This window comes from Falsihalocynthiibacter arcticus (assembly GCF_000812665.2).
Taxonomy (GTDB): Bacteria; Pseudomonadota; Alphaproteobacteria; order Rhodobacterales; family Rhodobacteraceae; genus Falsihalocynthiibacter; species Falsihalocynthiibacter arcticus.
In genome coordinates this window covers 615,221-628,971 of record NZ_CP014327.1, presented here as the reverse complement: position 1 = coordinate 628,971, position 13,751 = coordinate 615,221, and the positions used below count along the sequence as shown (strand labels likewise).

Below are 13,751 nucleotides of genomic sequence, written 5' to 3'. Positions count from 1 at the left end.
GTCCAATCGTATAATTTATAATTTATAGTTTAATGAGGTCGAGGCATTTGCCTTGAACCACGAAAATTGTTTCGGGGAAACTACAGGGGAGGGTCAACCCCAATTGCATCAATGCGGCGCCTGAAAGGGTGACATCTCCCGCGTTTAGGGCGCAATCCCCGCGTGAAGGTGGCGAAGCAGAGCTCGGGTCTGCGGCGTTAATGAGGGACACCTCATAAGTGGCATTTGGCACTAACCCTGTAAGGCGAATGGGGCGCGGCAAGACCTGTTTGAAATTCGCGGTTTTGGCAATGAAGCATACAAAATCCTGCCCATCGCGGGCGATTTGTATTTCGGCAGTGATTTCGGGATCGGGCGCATCTAGGCGATGAATATCACCTTCGAGCATCCAGTCGCGATTGGATTTCCACCAGTGAGTAACTGTCGTCAGGGTCTCGGTCTCGGCATCGCTCAATTCACGGGGGTCCATTTCAAAGCCGAGATGGCGTTGGGCGGCGGTCCACGCGCGCAGACTCATATTCAGCGTGCGTCCAGATGTGTGGCAATGACGGGGGCCAACGTGGCTGCCCGTTACGCTTGCAGGTAGGAAAAGTGCGGCGTTATGTTGAATGTGCTGGCGCTCAATTGCGTCGTTGCTATCGGACAGCCAAACACGCTGCGTGCGTTCCAAAATACCATAGTCCATACGTCCGCCACCAGACGAGCAACTCTCGATTTCAACATCGGGGAAGTTGGCGCGAAGTCGATCCATGAGAGCATAGACACCTTCAGTTTGGGCGACATCATTGGCGGGCAAAACGCGGTTGTGATCCCATTTTATGTATTCAATTTCGTGGTGCACTAGAACATCGGCGATCAAATCATAGAGATAGCCGCGCACATCGGCACGCGCCATATCGAGCACCATTTGCTGGCGTCCCAAAATCTGTTCCGCGCGACCAAGGGCCCATTCCGGATGGGAACGATAGAGGTCGCTGTCTGGATTGACCATTTCTGGCTCAAACCAAAGGCCAAAACCCATGCCCAACGATTTCACATGCGTGATGAGGGGCGTCAGGCCATCAGGCCATTTGCGCCGATCCAAAACCCAGTCACCCAGCGAAGAAGTGTCGTCATCCCGCTTGCCAAACCAACCATCGTCCAACACGAAACGCTCGGCCCCAAGGGCAGCGGCGCGGGTGGCAATTTCGGAAAGGGTGGCGAGATCATGGTCAAAATAAATCGCTTCCCAACAGTTGTAATGTACGGGGCGATTGCGGCGGGGCCATGTGATAATCCGATCGCGCACATGGCGCTGAAAAGAAATCGCGCAGCCGTTCATGCCAGCGTTTGAATATGCCAAATAGAGGGGCGCGGTTTCAAAGGATGTGACGGCAGTGGTTATAGATCCGGTGGCAGGTCCGAACTGAACTTGGCGGCGGCCATCCGGCAGTTCCTCGGCAATCATACAGTTGCCACCGGCCCAGCCATAGTGCAGGGCGTAGACCGATCCGTGCGTGTTTTTAGCACCCGTTTCGGGCAGGTAAAGCCCCGGAAATTGCTCGTGGCCGCTTCGGCCTGTTGGCGTATTGCGCGCCCGAATGCCTGCTTGCCATGGGGTTGTGACCGCTTGAAATTCGCCAATCCACTTGCCAGCGAAGTCGATCATCTCATTGGCTTGTTGGGGCGCGGGAAGAACTGGCGCGCTAAAATGCTCAATGATTACGGGGTGTTCAGAGGCGATAGCGGCCCGCGCGGTAATAACCCCCGTTCCGCTATCTGCTGCAAAACTGGCGGTATATGTGACGCCAGAGATCGCGTCGCGGGCATTGATTTTTAGGAGGGAAGCAACTTGGGAGACGTCAACCTGCGCAAAGTCCAGCAACAGGCGTTTGCCTTGAGCGTCGCGCAAGGAAAGCCCTGCGTGGCCGGGGAAACTGTCTCCCGCAACGGGGCAGATCGTCAAAGGGGGAACCGTATCGAGCATCCCGCCTGTGACGTCCAATTTACTCATGGCATAAAGCGCTGAGAGGTCTTCAGAACTGGGGAGAAGTGCCCCCCAGTATATAACACTTGGCAGTTGGCCCTCAGAGGCCAAAACCAAAGTTTGGGTCGGTGAATCCAGCCGCCAAGTCGAAGTCATTTTACGGCACCCAAGGTTAGACCCGCGATGAAGTGTTTCTGCATCAAGAAGAACATTGCAACTGGTGGAAGCGCCGCGATGATCGAGCCTGCGGAGAGCATGTGATAGGCGGTCCCGAATTGCGCGTTGAAGCTTGTGATGCCTGCCGTCACGGGCTGTGAATCGGGGCCTTGGGTCAAGACGACTGCCCAGAAAAAATCGTTCCAGATGAAGGTGAAAATCAACACCGAAAGCGCCGCGATTGCGGGCTTCATGAGGGGCAGCACAACGTACCAGAAAATGCGCCATTCCGCGACGCCCTCTACGCGGGCAGCTTCAATCAATTCATGCGGCAGGGCCTTGATGAAATTGCGCATAAAGAGGGTGCAAAACCCAGTTTGAAACGCGATGTGAAACATCACAAGACCCGTTTTGGTGTCATAAAGACCCAAGCTAATGGTCATGTCACGCACTGGAACCATCAAGATTTGGAATGGCACAAAATTCCCGGCGACAAAGAGGAAAAAGATCCAAATATTGCCTTTGAATTTATACACGCCGAGGGCAAAACCCGTCATGCAAGACAAGGCAACTGCGCCGATCACAGTTGGAACTGTGATGAAGAACGAGTTGAGAATATAGCGCGGCATTGGGCTTTCGGCGAACACGCGGGTGTAGTTGGCGAGAAAGTCAAAGCTACTGGGCATGCCCCAATAATTGCCGCTTGCGAAATCGGCGGCGGGTTTGACCGAGAAAATGGCAACCGCAATCAAGGGCAGAAGCCACATGATGAGGGCCAAAGGGAGCATAGTTTGGTAGGTGAGCTGCCAAGCCCGCGAGGTTTTATCAATGGGGGTGGGGAACATGGGTTTACCCTTTCTCGTCGCGGTACATTTTTACAAGGAAGATCGTAATGAACACCATCATGATCAGGAACAAGATCACAGCAATCGCGGCGCCGTATCCCATTCTAAAGCCATATTCCGACAGCGATTTTTCATACATATAGAACGACAACACGCGAGAGGAGCCCCATGGACCACCTTGGGTCATGATCGAAATCAGGTCAAAACTGCGCAGCGCACCAATGATCGTCACCACAAAGGCAATAAACGTCGCGGGGCGCAGTTGTGGCAGCACCACATACCACAGCATCTTGATTCCCTTGGCGCCGTCCAAACGGGCCGCTTCGATTTGTTCTGGGTCAACCGCATTGAGGCCGGTCAGATAGAGGATCATACAATAGGCTGTCTGGGGCCAAAGACCCGCGGCAATAATCCCGTAAGTCACAAAGCGTTCGTCGCCAAGAACCGCAATGGGGCCAAGGCCAAAGAGGCCAATAAATTCGTTCATCAAGCCAAAGGTCGGGTCATAGAACCAGCTAAAAACTAAACCCACAACGACTTGCGAGATCACGAAAGGAAAGAAGAAAAGCGATTTATACAGACGAATTCCGGTGACGGTTTGGTTTAGGAAAAGAGCGATAAACAAGCCCGCTGGAACTGCCAGAAGATAGAGCGTCAACCAGATGATGTTGTTTTTAAGGGACGTGTAAAAGGCCTCATCGTCCATCAGCTCGACGTAGTTGCCCAAGCCGATAAATTCTTTCTGGCCCAAGCCGTCCCAATCCAGAAAGGAAATCTGGAATGATTGGAAAATCGGAACAATCACATAAACGAGAAAAAAGAGAATGCCTGGAGCGAGGAAAAGCCAAGGGGTGACTTTTTGTTGATTTCTGCGCCACCAAGGTTTTTTTGGGCCTAGTGCGGCAACATCTGCGAGAGCTGAATCCGTCATGATGTGCTTTCGTTTTCCAAGGAGGGGAAAGGGGAAAAGGGGCGAGCGCATGCGGCCCGCCCCTTCCACAATATCTTATTCGTAAACTTGGCCGCGTGTTTTCTCGAGACGGGCAAGAATTTCGTCAAGATTATCAGGCTTCACCATGAATTCTTGGAAACCTTCCATCCCTGCTTTGGCCATTTCCGCAGGTGCGTCGCGGTCAAAGAACTGCGCAAGACCAGCCGAGTTGGAGAGAACGACAAAGCCTTCTTGAAGGAATTTGTCGTCGTCAACCGAGCTGTTTTTGTTCACAGGAAGTTGGCCCAATTTGTCCCCAGCATTGATCGCTGTTTGCACGTCAGCAGAAGCAACATATTGAAGGAACGCACGCGCGTTTTCTTTGTTTTTGGCTTGCGACGGGATGTGGAACGTGTCGGTTGGCGCATCTTCCGCCATTGGAACGCCCTCTGTGATCAATGGGAACTGATAGAAGTCCAACTGATCGTCCGTCAGGCCAGCTTCGCGCAATTGTGCAACCGCAAAGTTACCCATTAGGTAGGAGGCAGCTTCGCCTTTGACCATGAAGGGCAGGGCTTCTTGCCAGCTGTAGGATGTGTGGTTATCAACGAAGGCACCCATGTCGATCAATTCGCGCCAGTGAGCGAAGATCTCTTTTACGCGATCATCTTCCCAGCTGATTTTTCCGGCGGTGAGGTCCATGTGGAATTCATAACCGTGGGTCCGCAGCGAGAGATAGTCAAACCAGCCGCCCGCGGTCCAAAGGTATTTTGTGCCGATTGTGTAGCACTTGATGCCGTTGTCGAGGAGAACCTGACAGTTTGCCAATTCTTCTTCCCATGTTTTAGGCTCGGAAAGGCCGAATTTGTCGAAGATGTCTTTGCGATAGTAAACGCCCCATTGGTAGTATGTGTAGGGAACGCCGTATTGCTTGCCTTCGATTGTCATCGACGGTTTTGTCGACGCAAGATCGGCGGACATTTCATCGCCCCAAAGGTCGGAAACGTCGTCAAAAAGGCCCGCGTTTACGTAGGGCAACATCCGGTTGCCCGCATACCACGTTGCAACGTCAGGTGCGTCAGCCGTTAAGAAATTGCGAATTTGTGTTTTATAGGCTTCGCGATCGATAATCGTTGTTTCGATCGTGAGGTCTGGATTCAAAGCTTGGAAATCGGCAATCATGCCTTCCATCGTTGCGCGGGGCGCAGGGTTGGATGTGTCCAAGAAAATTCTCAGGTCGCCGGTTAGTTCCGCCGACGCAGTGCCTGCAAAGGCTGCAGACGTAAGGAGCGCCGCGAGGGTCGCTTTAATAATAGAACTCATTGTGTCCTCCCAAAGTTCGTATATTTGTTCCACTATGTGAAACTCAATTCCACATATTGAAACCATGAGGCGAATCAGGTAGGGTTGTCAACAGTTTCTTAAGGTAGAGCCTTGGGGAAACTCGGGAGGAAGAACGAATGGCAGGACACGGAAGCGGGGACGGAACCGTTGGGAAAGCGCTGGAAGTGCTTGATATGGTTGCGCATTTTGAGCGGCCCATACGATTTTCGGAATTGCTGAACGCCAGCCCCTACCCTAAGGCGACTCTCTACCGACTCATCCAAACCCTCACGAGCCAAAGGATGCTTTCGTTTGATCCGGAAGCACAAACCTATGCGTTAGGGGTGCGGCTTTTGGGGCTCGCACATGCCGCTTGGTCCCAAAGTTCGCTCGCACCATTGGCGCGCCCCTTTATAGACGCACTTTCGCGGTCGGTCGGTGAAACTGTTCACCTTGCCCAACTCGACCATGCGCAGGTGCTTTATGTGGACAAACGCAATGCACGCGACCCGATCCAAATGTACTCGATGGCAGGGAAAGTGGGCCCCGCCTACTGCACGGGCGTTGGCAAGGCTATGTTGGCGTTCCTTCCGGAGAAAGACCTCGCAGCGCTGCTCCTTCAACAATCTTACCACCGTTTCACTCCAAAGACCCGATGCGACGACGCTGCTTTGCGTGAAGATCTCGTAGTCATTCGGCAACGAGGCTACGCGTTTGATGACGAGGAGCACGAACCAAACATTATCTGCGTCGCACTTCCCATTCTTACTGAAGGTGGGCGCGTGCTTGGCGGCCTGTCCATAACCAGTTCTACACACCGTAGTAGCCTTTCCGAACTCGAAAAACTCGTACCGAAAATGCAGGAAACCACGAAGCAAATTCAAGAGGTCATGCGGAACTGGCACTTCCCTGATCAAAAAACTCAAACTCAAAAAACAGGATATTCTAAATGTCAGGCGTAATCCTTAAAGATATTATCAAACGGTATGGCGATGTTCAGGTGGTCCACGGCGTTGACCTTCAAATTGAAGATGGCGAATTCTGTGTATTTGTTGGGCCGTCTGGTTGTGGGAAATCCACGTTGTTGCGCATGGTTGCGGGTTTGGAAGAAACCACAAGTGGCGCAATTAGTATCGGCGCGCAGGATGTTACAAATCGAGACCCCGCCGAGCGGGGTGTCGCGATGGTTTTCCAGACATACGCACTTTACCCGCATATGACTGTCGAAGAAAATATGGGTTTTGGGCTTAAGATGACTGGCCACCCAAAGGCGGAGATTAAAGAAAAAGTCTCGGCGGCCTCAAAAATTCTCAAACTCGACGACTACCTTGGTCGCAAACCAAAGGCGCTTTCCGGTGGGCAGCGTCAACGGGTTGCGATTGGCCGCGCAATTGTTCGGGGACCTGAAGTTTTCCTCTTTGACGAACCGCTCTCAAATCTGGACGCAGAGCTTCGGGTGGAAATGCGGGTTGAAATCGCGCGTTTGCACAAGGAAATCGGCGCGACCATGATCTATGTGACGCACGATCAGGTAGAAGCGATGACGCTTGCCGATAAAATTGTTGTGCTGCGCGCTGGGCGGATCGAACAGGTTGGGGCGCCGCTAGAGTTGTATCGCGACCCAGATAATAAATTTGTGGCCGGATTTATTGGCAGTCCTGCGATGAACTTCTTTGATGGCACGGTTTCGGGTGACGGTGTTTTTGTTCCAGGCATTGGATTAACCGTGTCCACATCGGTTGCGCTCCCAGCGGCCGAAGCTGCAGTGATTGTCGGCGTGCGTCCCAACCATATTGTGGTCGATCCTGCAGGGGACACACACACCGTAGATATTACCGAATCCCTGGGCGGCGTGTCGTATGTGTACCTTACGGCCAAGGATGGTAGTCGCCTCATTGTCGAATCTCACGAGGAGGAGCCCGCTCGTTCTGGCGCGACCGTGGGTTTGAAAATTGATGAAACGAGCGCAATGTTCTTTGATGCGCAAACGGAATTGCGCTTTCGTTAACTGTAACAAAAGCTAAGTGAATAAAGGGCCCGCTGGAAAACAGCGGGCCCTTTATTGTTTTTTCTACTCAAATTTTGCCCTTGGAAAGCGTGCTGCCCGTTGACAAAGCCCGTCTAGATGTGAATATATTTTAATCATTAAAATAAAGGGCCGACTCGGTTGGGTCGCGCTTGTGGGAGGAATGTCATGTATCTTGGGTTTGACCTCGGCACGTCCGGGCTTCGGACGATTTTGGTTTCCGAGGGTGGGGAAATCCTCGGCTCAGAGGAGGCGCACTATGAGGTGTCGCATCCACATTCTGGGTGGAGCGAACAGGACCCTGCGGCTTGGATTGCGGCCTGTCAGAAAACGCTCAATGCATTGCGTGCGGCAAATCCGGCGGCTGTCACAGCAATTAGAGGCATTGGAATTTCGGGCCACATGCATGGCGCGACACTGGTGGACAAAAACGGCGACGTTTTGCGCCCCTGCATGCTGTGGAATGACACGCGAAGTGCTCAAGAGGCCGCCAAAATGGACGGAACCGATGGGTTCCGTGCACTTTCGGGGAATATTGTGTTCCCTGGCTTTACGGCGCCAAAAGTGGCGTGGGTTGCAAAGCACGAGCCCGAGATTTTCGCCCAAATTCACAAGGTACTCCTTCCGAAGGACTATCTGCGCTATTGGCTCACGGGCGAATATTTCGGCGATATGTCGGACGCTGCGGGTACAAGTTGGCTGGACGTTGGAAAACGCGCATGGTCGGCGGAACTTCTTGAAAAATCCGGCATGCGGCGGGACCAGATGCCCGACCTTGTGGAAGGAAGTGAAGCTGCAGGTATGTTGCGTTCTTCTCTCGCAAGCGATTGGGGCATAGAAGGCCCTGTAACGGTTGTTGGCGGCGGCGGTGACAATGCTGTGGCGGCCTGTGGTGTTGGGTGCTTTTCCGAAGGCGACGGCTTTGTTTCGCTGGGAACCTCTGGCGTTATTCTTGCCGCGAAGGAATGCTTTTCCCCGAAACCCGAAAGCGCCGTGCATACATTTTGCCACGCTATTCCAAATACTTGGTACCAAATGGGGGTCATCCTCGCAGCTACGGATTGCATGAACTGGTTGTCCAAAAACCTTGGTCCAACGCCCGCGGAATTGTCTGGCCTTTTGGGACCCACAATCTCCGGCCCGAGCGACATACGGTTCTTGCCGTATCTTTCTGGCGAACGCACACCCCATAACGACAGCAGAATCCGCGCGTCCCTTATTGGGATGGATGTTGGTACCGGCCACGCGGAACTCACGCAGGCGGTTATGGAGGGCGTTGGATTTGCCCTTCGCGACAACCTTGAAGCGTTGAAATCAACGGGCACCGACTTGAAACGGGTGCTGGCGATTGGTGGTGGCGCGGCGTCGGAATATTGGGTCGAGATGTTGGCAACCCTGCTTGATATGCCTATCGACCTTCCCGAAGCAGGCGATTTTGGTGCCGCACTTGGCGCGGCCCGTCTCGCGATTGTCGGCGTCACTGGCGCTGATCCCAAAGATGTAATGACCGGCCCTAAAGTGGCCAAAACCGTATCCCCGCGCAGTGAATTTTCCGACGCCTATTCAGAGGCCTACGAAGAATATCGCGCACTCTATCCAGCTATAAAGGCGATTAAAAAATGAGCACAGGTTTTTTCCCCGTAGATAAAATTAAATACGAAGGCCCCGACAGCACAAACCCGTTTGCCTTCCGTCATTACAACCCAGATGAGATCCTTTTGGGCAAACGTATGGAAGAGCACCTACGCTTTGCGACGGCCTATTGGCACTCGTTTGCTTGGGAAGGTGGCGACCCCTTTGGTGGCCGCACATTCGACCGCCCTTGGTATCCGCAAGACAACATGGACCTTGCGAAGAAAAAGGCCGACATTGCGTTTGAATTATTCACAGCTCTTGGCACCCCCTACTATTGTTTCCACGATGCGGATGTGCGTCCAGAAGGCGCAAACTTTGCCGAAAACACGGCGAACTTAAACGCAATCGTTGATATTTTTGAGCAAAAACAAGCCGAGACTGGCGTGAAGCTCCTTTGGGGGACCGCGAACTTGTTTAGCCAAGCGCGCTTTATGTCTGGTGCCTCGACCAACCCTGATCCTGATGTGTTTGCCTTTTCTGCGGCTACGATCAAAACCTGTATGGACGCCACAATGCGTCTTGGTGGCGAGAACTATGTTCTTTGGGGCGGTCGTGAAGGCTATGAAACGCTTTTGAATACGGACCTGGGCAAAGAAGATGCGCAAATGGGCCGGATGCTCAACATGGTTGTCGAGTATAAGCACAAGATTGGCTTCAAAGGCGCAATCCTCGTGGAACCAAAACCACAAGAGCCTTCCAAGCATCAATACGATTACGACGCGGCGACGGTTTACGGTTTTCTCAAGCGCCACGGTCTTGAAAACGAAGTGAAGCTAAATCTTGAGCAGGGCCATGCGATCCTCGCTGGCCACAGCTTTGAGCATGAAATCGCAACGGCGACCTCGCTTGGTATCCTTGGGTCCATCGACATGAACCGCAACGATTACCAATCTGGCTGGGACACAGATCAGTTCCCAAATAACGTTCCAGAAGTTGCGCTGGCGTATTACCACATCCTCAAAGATGGTGGCCTGAAAACGGGCGGCACGAACTTTGACGCCAAAGTGCGTCGTCAATCCATTGATGCTGCGGACCTTCTGCATGGTCACATCGGCGGTATGGATATCTGTGCTCGGGGCCTTAAAGCTGCAGCGGCGATTATTGAGGATGGTACTTTGGATAAAGAGCTCGCTGACCGTTATGCAGGTTGGGAAGGCGAAGAAGCCCAGAAAATGCTCAAGGGCGAATACTCCCTCGAAGACATTCAAAAATATGTCGAAGCGGCGGATGTGAACCCAAAGGCAAAATCCGGCAAACAAGAATACCTCGAAAACGTTGTAAACCGCTTTGTTTAAAGGGCAGCATGGGGCGATGAATTTTCGGAGGCCCTATGATTACACGTAAAACAGTTGCCCGCGCAGAGAATGGCGTGGGCATCGATGAAATCACCCTTGTTGATGGTGCCTCTGAGGTAAAATTCCTGACGGTGGGTGCCGTTACACGCGATTGGCGCGTGTCCCACTTAGGCCAAGACATTCCTGTCGTTTTGGGGCATGAAAACCCCGCGACCTATTTGCAAAACCCCTATTACTTCGGGGCCATCGCGGGACGTGTTGCAAATCGGGTTGCGGGGGGCGTTTTGAGTTGCAAGGCAAGGCCTTTCAATGCAGCCAGAACGAGGGGCAGAATATGCTGCACGGGGGGCATGTTGGCCTCGCGAAACGTCTGTTCACGGCAGAAATTGATACCGTCCAGAACCGTGTATTGTTTACCTATCACTCGCCAGACGGGGAAGAAGGCTTTCCTGCGGCGGTGGATTTTACCTATGCGATTTCGCTGCAAGGCTCGGCTTTGACTTATGAGATGACGGGAACGCCAGACCGCCCGACACCGATTAACCTCGCACAGCACAGCTACTATAATTTGATGGGGCAGGGCGATATTCGGGGCCACCACCTCACGGTTGATGCGGCAAAATATACACCTACGGATTCAGAGAATATCCCTACTGGGGAGGTGCTGCCCGTCACGGATACCCGCTATGATTTTCAGGCGGGCGGTTTGATTTCTTCAGTGGATTCAGCAAAGCAAGGGATGGATATCAACCTGGTTCTGGGGGATGAAAACCCCTCGGTGACACTTGTGGCTCCTAATGGCCTTCGCCTTGAATTGACGACTCAAGAGCCGGGATTGCAGCTTTATACGGGTCACTACGTCAACGAAATGACTGGGCAAAACGGCCAAAAAATAGGCTCGTATTCGGGCGTTTGTCTTGAGGCGCAGCATTTTCCGAACGCCGTTAATCAGATGGGTTTCGATCAGCCGATTGCAACGCCCGACAGTCCCTATTTCCAAAAACTGGTGGTTGATATCCATAGGAAACCCATATGAAACCCATATGTTTTGTTTTCGCATTTTTGGGAACAACAGCACTCGCCGATGTGGCGTCAACACTGCCAACAGCCAACGCGGTTTTTCCTGATCTTGAGGCCGCAAATGTGCAACTTGGCCAGTTCCTATTTTATGATCCGATCCTGAGCGGAAACAAAAATATCGCCTGCGCGACGTGCCATCACCCAAGTTTGGGAACGTCGGATGGGGTTTCTCTGGGGATCGGCGAAGGCGGCATTGGGCTTGGAATGAAGCGCATCCATGATCCGAAAAACCCACCTGAAGCGCGCATTCCGCGCAATGCTCCGGCGCTGTGGAATCTCGGTGCCACCGAATTTTCGGTCATGTTCCATGACGGGCGGATTGAGGCGAGTCCGGATAAGCCAAGCGCCATGCGCACGCCCCTCGGTGTGGAAATGGTTACGGGATTTAAGTCGCCCCTCGCGGCGCAGGCGATGTTTCCCGTCCTATCTGCCGACGAAATGGCGGGTCACTATTCGGAAAATGACGTTTCAAAAGCGGTCCGTATGGGCCAAAGCAGCCAAGAAGGTGGTGCGTGGGATATCATCGCTGCGCGGGTTGAGAATATCCCCGAATATCGCGCAATGTTTGACGCCCAAATCGGTAGCGAGACGCCCATCACGTTCCAACACATTGCGAATGTGATTGCCGATTTTATTGCCTTTGAATGGCGCGCCGATGACAGTCTTTTTGATCGTCATTTGCGCGGTGAAGGGGTGCTAGAGGGCGCGGCCCTTTTGGGGATGGAGCTTTTTTATGGGGAGGCGCAATGCGGCACGTGCCACAGTGGCCAGTTCCAAACAGATCACGCGTTTCATGCCATTGCCATGCCGCAACTCGGACCCGGAAAAGCCGCACCATTTGAGAACCATGTAAGGGATACGGGGCGCATGGGGGTGACGGGGAAATCCCAAGATGCCTATGCCTTTCGCACCCCAAGTTTACGGAATCTTTCCGTCACGGGGCCTTACGGGCACGCGGGGGCCTATTCGGATTTGCGCGATGTCGTTGAGCACCATTTGTCGCCTGTCGCGTCATTGGAAAACTACGACCCAGCCCTCGCAAGGCTCCCAGCGTTTTCGGAAGTTGAGGACTGGGGTATTCGGGCGGACGAAAAGGAAATATCAGATATCGCTGCGGCGTCCGAATTGGCTCCAAATCACGGTTTAACCGATAGCGATGTTGATGCGCTCATGGCGTTTCTTGCAACCCTCGACGACACAAAAATGGGACAAGGGCGTTTGGGGATTCCCCAGCGTGTTCCCAGTGGATTGCCGCTTGATTAAAGCGGTTTAAGACCCTCATCGCGCTGAAAAACAAAGGGCTGGTTCGGTGTGAAATCGTACCACTCGGATGTTGTGTTGTCTGGCCAAATAACACGAACGGTTGCAGTTTTGGCCATCCCAAGCCCAAAATGCAACGGTCCCAATTCGCCACCAGCATGTCCGCCACCGATGGTGATTTCACGCGTTTGAACGCCTGTATCCGTTTTGACCTCGACAAAAGCGCCGATGGCATCCCGATTAACGCCAGCTTGTTGAACTTTTAGGCTCACCCAATTTCCGGTGTCCGTAGATGTATTCTGATACAACTCAATGTCGGCCTTGCGGTTATTGACCGCCAGATCAAGCAGACCGTCGCCATTGAAATCGACCAGCGCCGCGCCGCGACTGCGCACGAGGCTTGCGATGCCTGCAACGTCGCCTTGCTCCGAGAAATTGCCGTTTTCATCTTGCATCAAGAGGTTGTTCGGGTCTTCCATGGCCGCGCCAGCCATGCGTTCAACATTGCCTTTGGCGATAAAAATGTCGTCACGTCCGTTGTTTTCGATATCGCCAAAGGCGACGTGCCACCCTGTGCTGGGGCGGCCATCTTCACCCGTGAAGGGACGATGGGCGGTGGTTCCGCGCTCATAGGTGTAGTCTATGAAATTTGGGGTGCCGTCGCCTGTGGGGCTTTGTAGTTTTTGGTCGCCCATGGAGGTGAGGTAGACCTCGGAATACCCGTCGCCAGTCAGGTCGCGGCTTGCGATTCCCATGCCCCAAATCATGTAGTCTTTCCAGCCGTCCGCTTGAGTATAAAGCCGTGGTTCGGGGGCCATTTCCCACATTTGCTCAGAGCCACCTTTGACATAATAATGTCGGTCGTTTGAGACTCTCAAATCAGCCTGACCACTGCGTGACCAATCGGAAAACAAGATGGAAAGGGCGCAAAAACCGGGGGCGAGTTGTGTGGGAGTGGAGTATGTGCCGTCCTTTGGCCGCAAAAGCGTATTTTCATCGCAGGTCCCGAAGGGCCCCTCGGGATCATTGCGGTCGACGTAGTTTCCAAAGGCCATTGTTGGCAGGGTGTTTGTGCCCTCCCATGTGGCCGAAAACGCCGTGGTCCAAGCGGTATCTGGGATGTAATCAAGGCTGGTGAACGGCGTAAACGCACAGTCGCCCAACCCGCGCAGAAAACGGTTTTCCCCGACACGCAATATGGCCAAATCGATGTGTCCATCGCTGTCGATATCAA

Annotated in this window: 10 protein-coding genes and 1 pseudogene; 6 read left to right on the top strand and 5 right to left on the bottom strand. The window is 53.2% G+C overall.

The window, feature by feature from the left end; all coding sequences use genetic code 11:
* Window positions 1–22 precede the first annotated feature (22 nt).
* The 4 genes from RC74_RS03100 to RC74_RS03085 all read right to left on the bottom strand — a co-directional run bounded on the left by RC74_RS03100 (window position 23) and on the right by RC74_RS03085 (window position 5,221).
* On the bottom strand, window positions 23–2,122 hold the full coding sequence (locus RC74_RS03100) for an alpha-galactosidase (protein ID WP_039000691.1): 2,100 nt from the start codon (window positions 2,120–2,122) through the stop codon (window positions 23–25).
* Window positions 2,119–2,967, bottom strand: a complete 849-nt coding sequence (locus RC74_RS03095) for a carbohydrate ABC transporter permease (protein WP_039000692.1) — start codon at window positions 2,965–2,967, stop codon at window positions 2,119–2,121. The genes RC74_RS03100 and RC74_RS03095 overlap by 4 nt, the downstream gene beginning before the upstream one ends.
* 4 nt (window positions 2,968–2,971) lie before the next feature.
* Window positions 2,972–3,898: a carbohydrate ABC transporter permease gene (locus RC74_RS03090; protein WP_039000751.1), complete on the bottom strand. Its 927-nt coding sequence runs from the start codon at window positions 3,896–3,898 to the stop codon at window positions 2,972–2,974.
* 75 nt (window positions 3,899–3,973) lie between these two features.
* Window positions 3,974–5,221, bottom strand: a complete 1,248-nt coding sequence (locus RC74_RS03085; RefSeq protein ID WP_039000694.1) for an ABC transporter substrate-binding protein — start codon at window positions 5,219–5,221, stop codon at window positions 3,974–3,976.
* Between the two features lie 137 nt (window positions 5,222–5,358).
* On the opposite strand from RC74_RS03085, the gene RC74_RS03080 reads away from it, so the two are divergent.
* From RC74_RS03080 to RC74_RS03055, 6 genes and pseudogenes are all read left to right on the top strand, one after another.
* A complete protein-coding gene (locus RC74_RS03080) occupies window positions 5,359–6,183 on the top strand; it encodes an IclR family transcriptional regulator (RefSeq protein WP_039000695.1) in 825 nt (274 codons plus the stop codon).
* Window positions 6,171–7,229 (top strand): ABC transporter ATP-binding protein, encoded by a 1,059-nt coding sequence (locus RC74_RS03075; RefSeq protein WP_039000697.1) that lies wholly within the window; start codon window positions 6,171–6,173, stop codon window positions 7,227–7,229. Before RC74_RS03080 ends, RC74_RS03075 begins: the two co-directional genes overlap by 13 nt.
* Window positions 7,230–7,415: 186 nt before the next feature.
* The gene (xylB, locus tag RC74_RS03070) at window positions 7,416–8,870 is read left to right on the top strand and encodes a xylulokinase (RefSeq protein ID WP_039000698.1); all 1,455 of its coding nucleotides are present in this window, start codon (window positions 7,416–7,418) and stop codon (window positions 8,868–8,870) included.
* Entirely contained in the window at window positions 8,867–10,177 is a 1,311-nt protein-coding gene (xylA, locus tag RC74_RS03065) for a xylose isomerase (protein WP_039000699.1), read from the top strand. The genes xylB and xylA overlap by 4 nt, the downstream gene beginning before the upstream one ends.
* 35 nt (window positions 10,178–10,212) lie before the next feature.
* Window positions 10,213–11,213: pseudogene (locus RC74_RS03060) on the top strand (aldose epimerase family protein).
* On the top strand, window positions 11,210–12,520 hold the full coding sequence (locus RC74_RS03055; protein WP_039000700.1) for a cytochrome-c peroxidase: 1,311 nt from the start codon (window positions 11,210–11,212) through the stop codon (window positions 12,518–12,520). The pseudogene RC74_RS03060 and the gene RC74_RS03055 overlap by 4 nt, the downstream one beginning before the upstream one ends.
* Here RC74_RS03055 and RC74_RS03050 read toward each other — a convergent pair.
* The gene (locus tag RC74_RS03050) at window positions 12,517–13,722 is read right to left on the bottom strand and encodes a CRTAC1 family protein (RefSeq protein WP_335339575.1); all 1,206 of its coding nucleotides are present in this window, start codon (window positions 13,720–13,722) and stop codon (window positions 12,517–12,519) included. The genes RC74_RS03055 and RC74_RS03050 overlap by 4 nt on opposite strands.
* Window positions 13,723–13,751: the final 29 nt, after the last annotated feature.

Coding starts and splice junctions, on each gene's coding strand:
- RC74_RS03100 (WP_039000691.1), bottom strand. CDS start 2,122: ATGACTTCGACTTGGCGGCTGGATTCACCGACCCAAACTTTGGTTTTG.
- RC74_RS03095 (WP_039000692.1), bottom strand. CDS start 2,967: ATGTTCCCCACCCCCATTGATAAAACCTCGCGGGCTTGGCAGCTCACC.
- RC74_RS03090 (WP_039000751.1), bottom strand. CDS start 3,898: ATGACGGATTCAGCTCTCGCAGATGTTGCCGCACTAGGCCCAAAAAAA.
- RC74_RS03085 (WP_039000694.1), bottom strand. CDS start 5,221: ATGAGTTCTATTATTAAAGCGACCCTCGCGGCGCTCCTTACGTCTGCA.
- RC74_RS03080 (WP_039000695.1), top strand. CDS start 5,359: ATGGCAGGACACGGAAGCGGGGACGGAACCGTTGGGAAAGCGCTGGAA.
- RC74_RS03075 (WP_039000697.1), top strand. CDS start 6,171: ATGTCAGGCGTAATCCTTAAAGATATTATCAAACGGTATGGCGATGTT.
- xylB (WP_039000698.1), top strand. CDS start 7,416: ATGTATCTTGGGTTTGACCTCGGCACGTCCGGGCTTCGGACGATTTTG.
- xylA (WP_039000699.1), top strand. CDS start 8,867: ATGAGCACAGGTTTTTTCCCCGTAGATAAAATTAAATACGAAGGCCCC.
- RC74_RS03055 (WP_039000700.1), top strand. CDS start 11,210: ATGAAACCCATATGTTTTGTTTTCGCATTTTTGGGAACAACAGCACTC.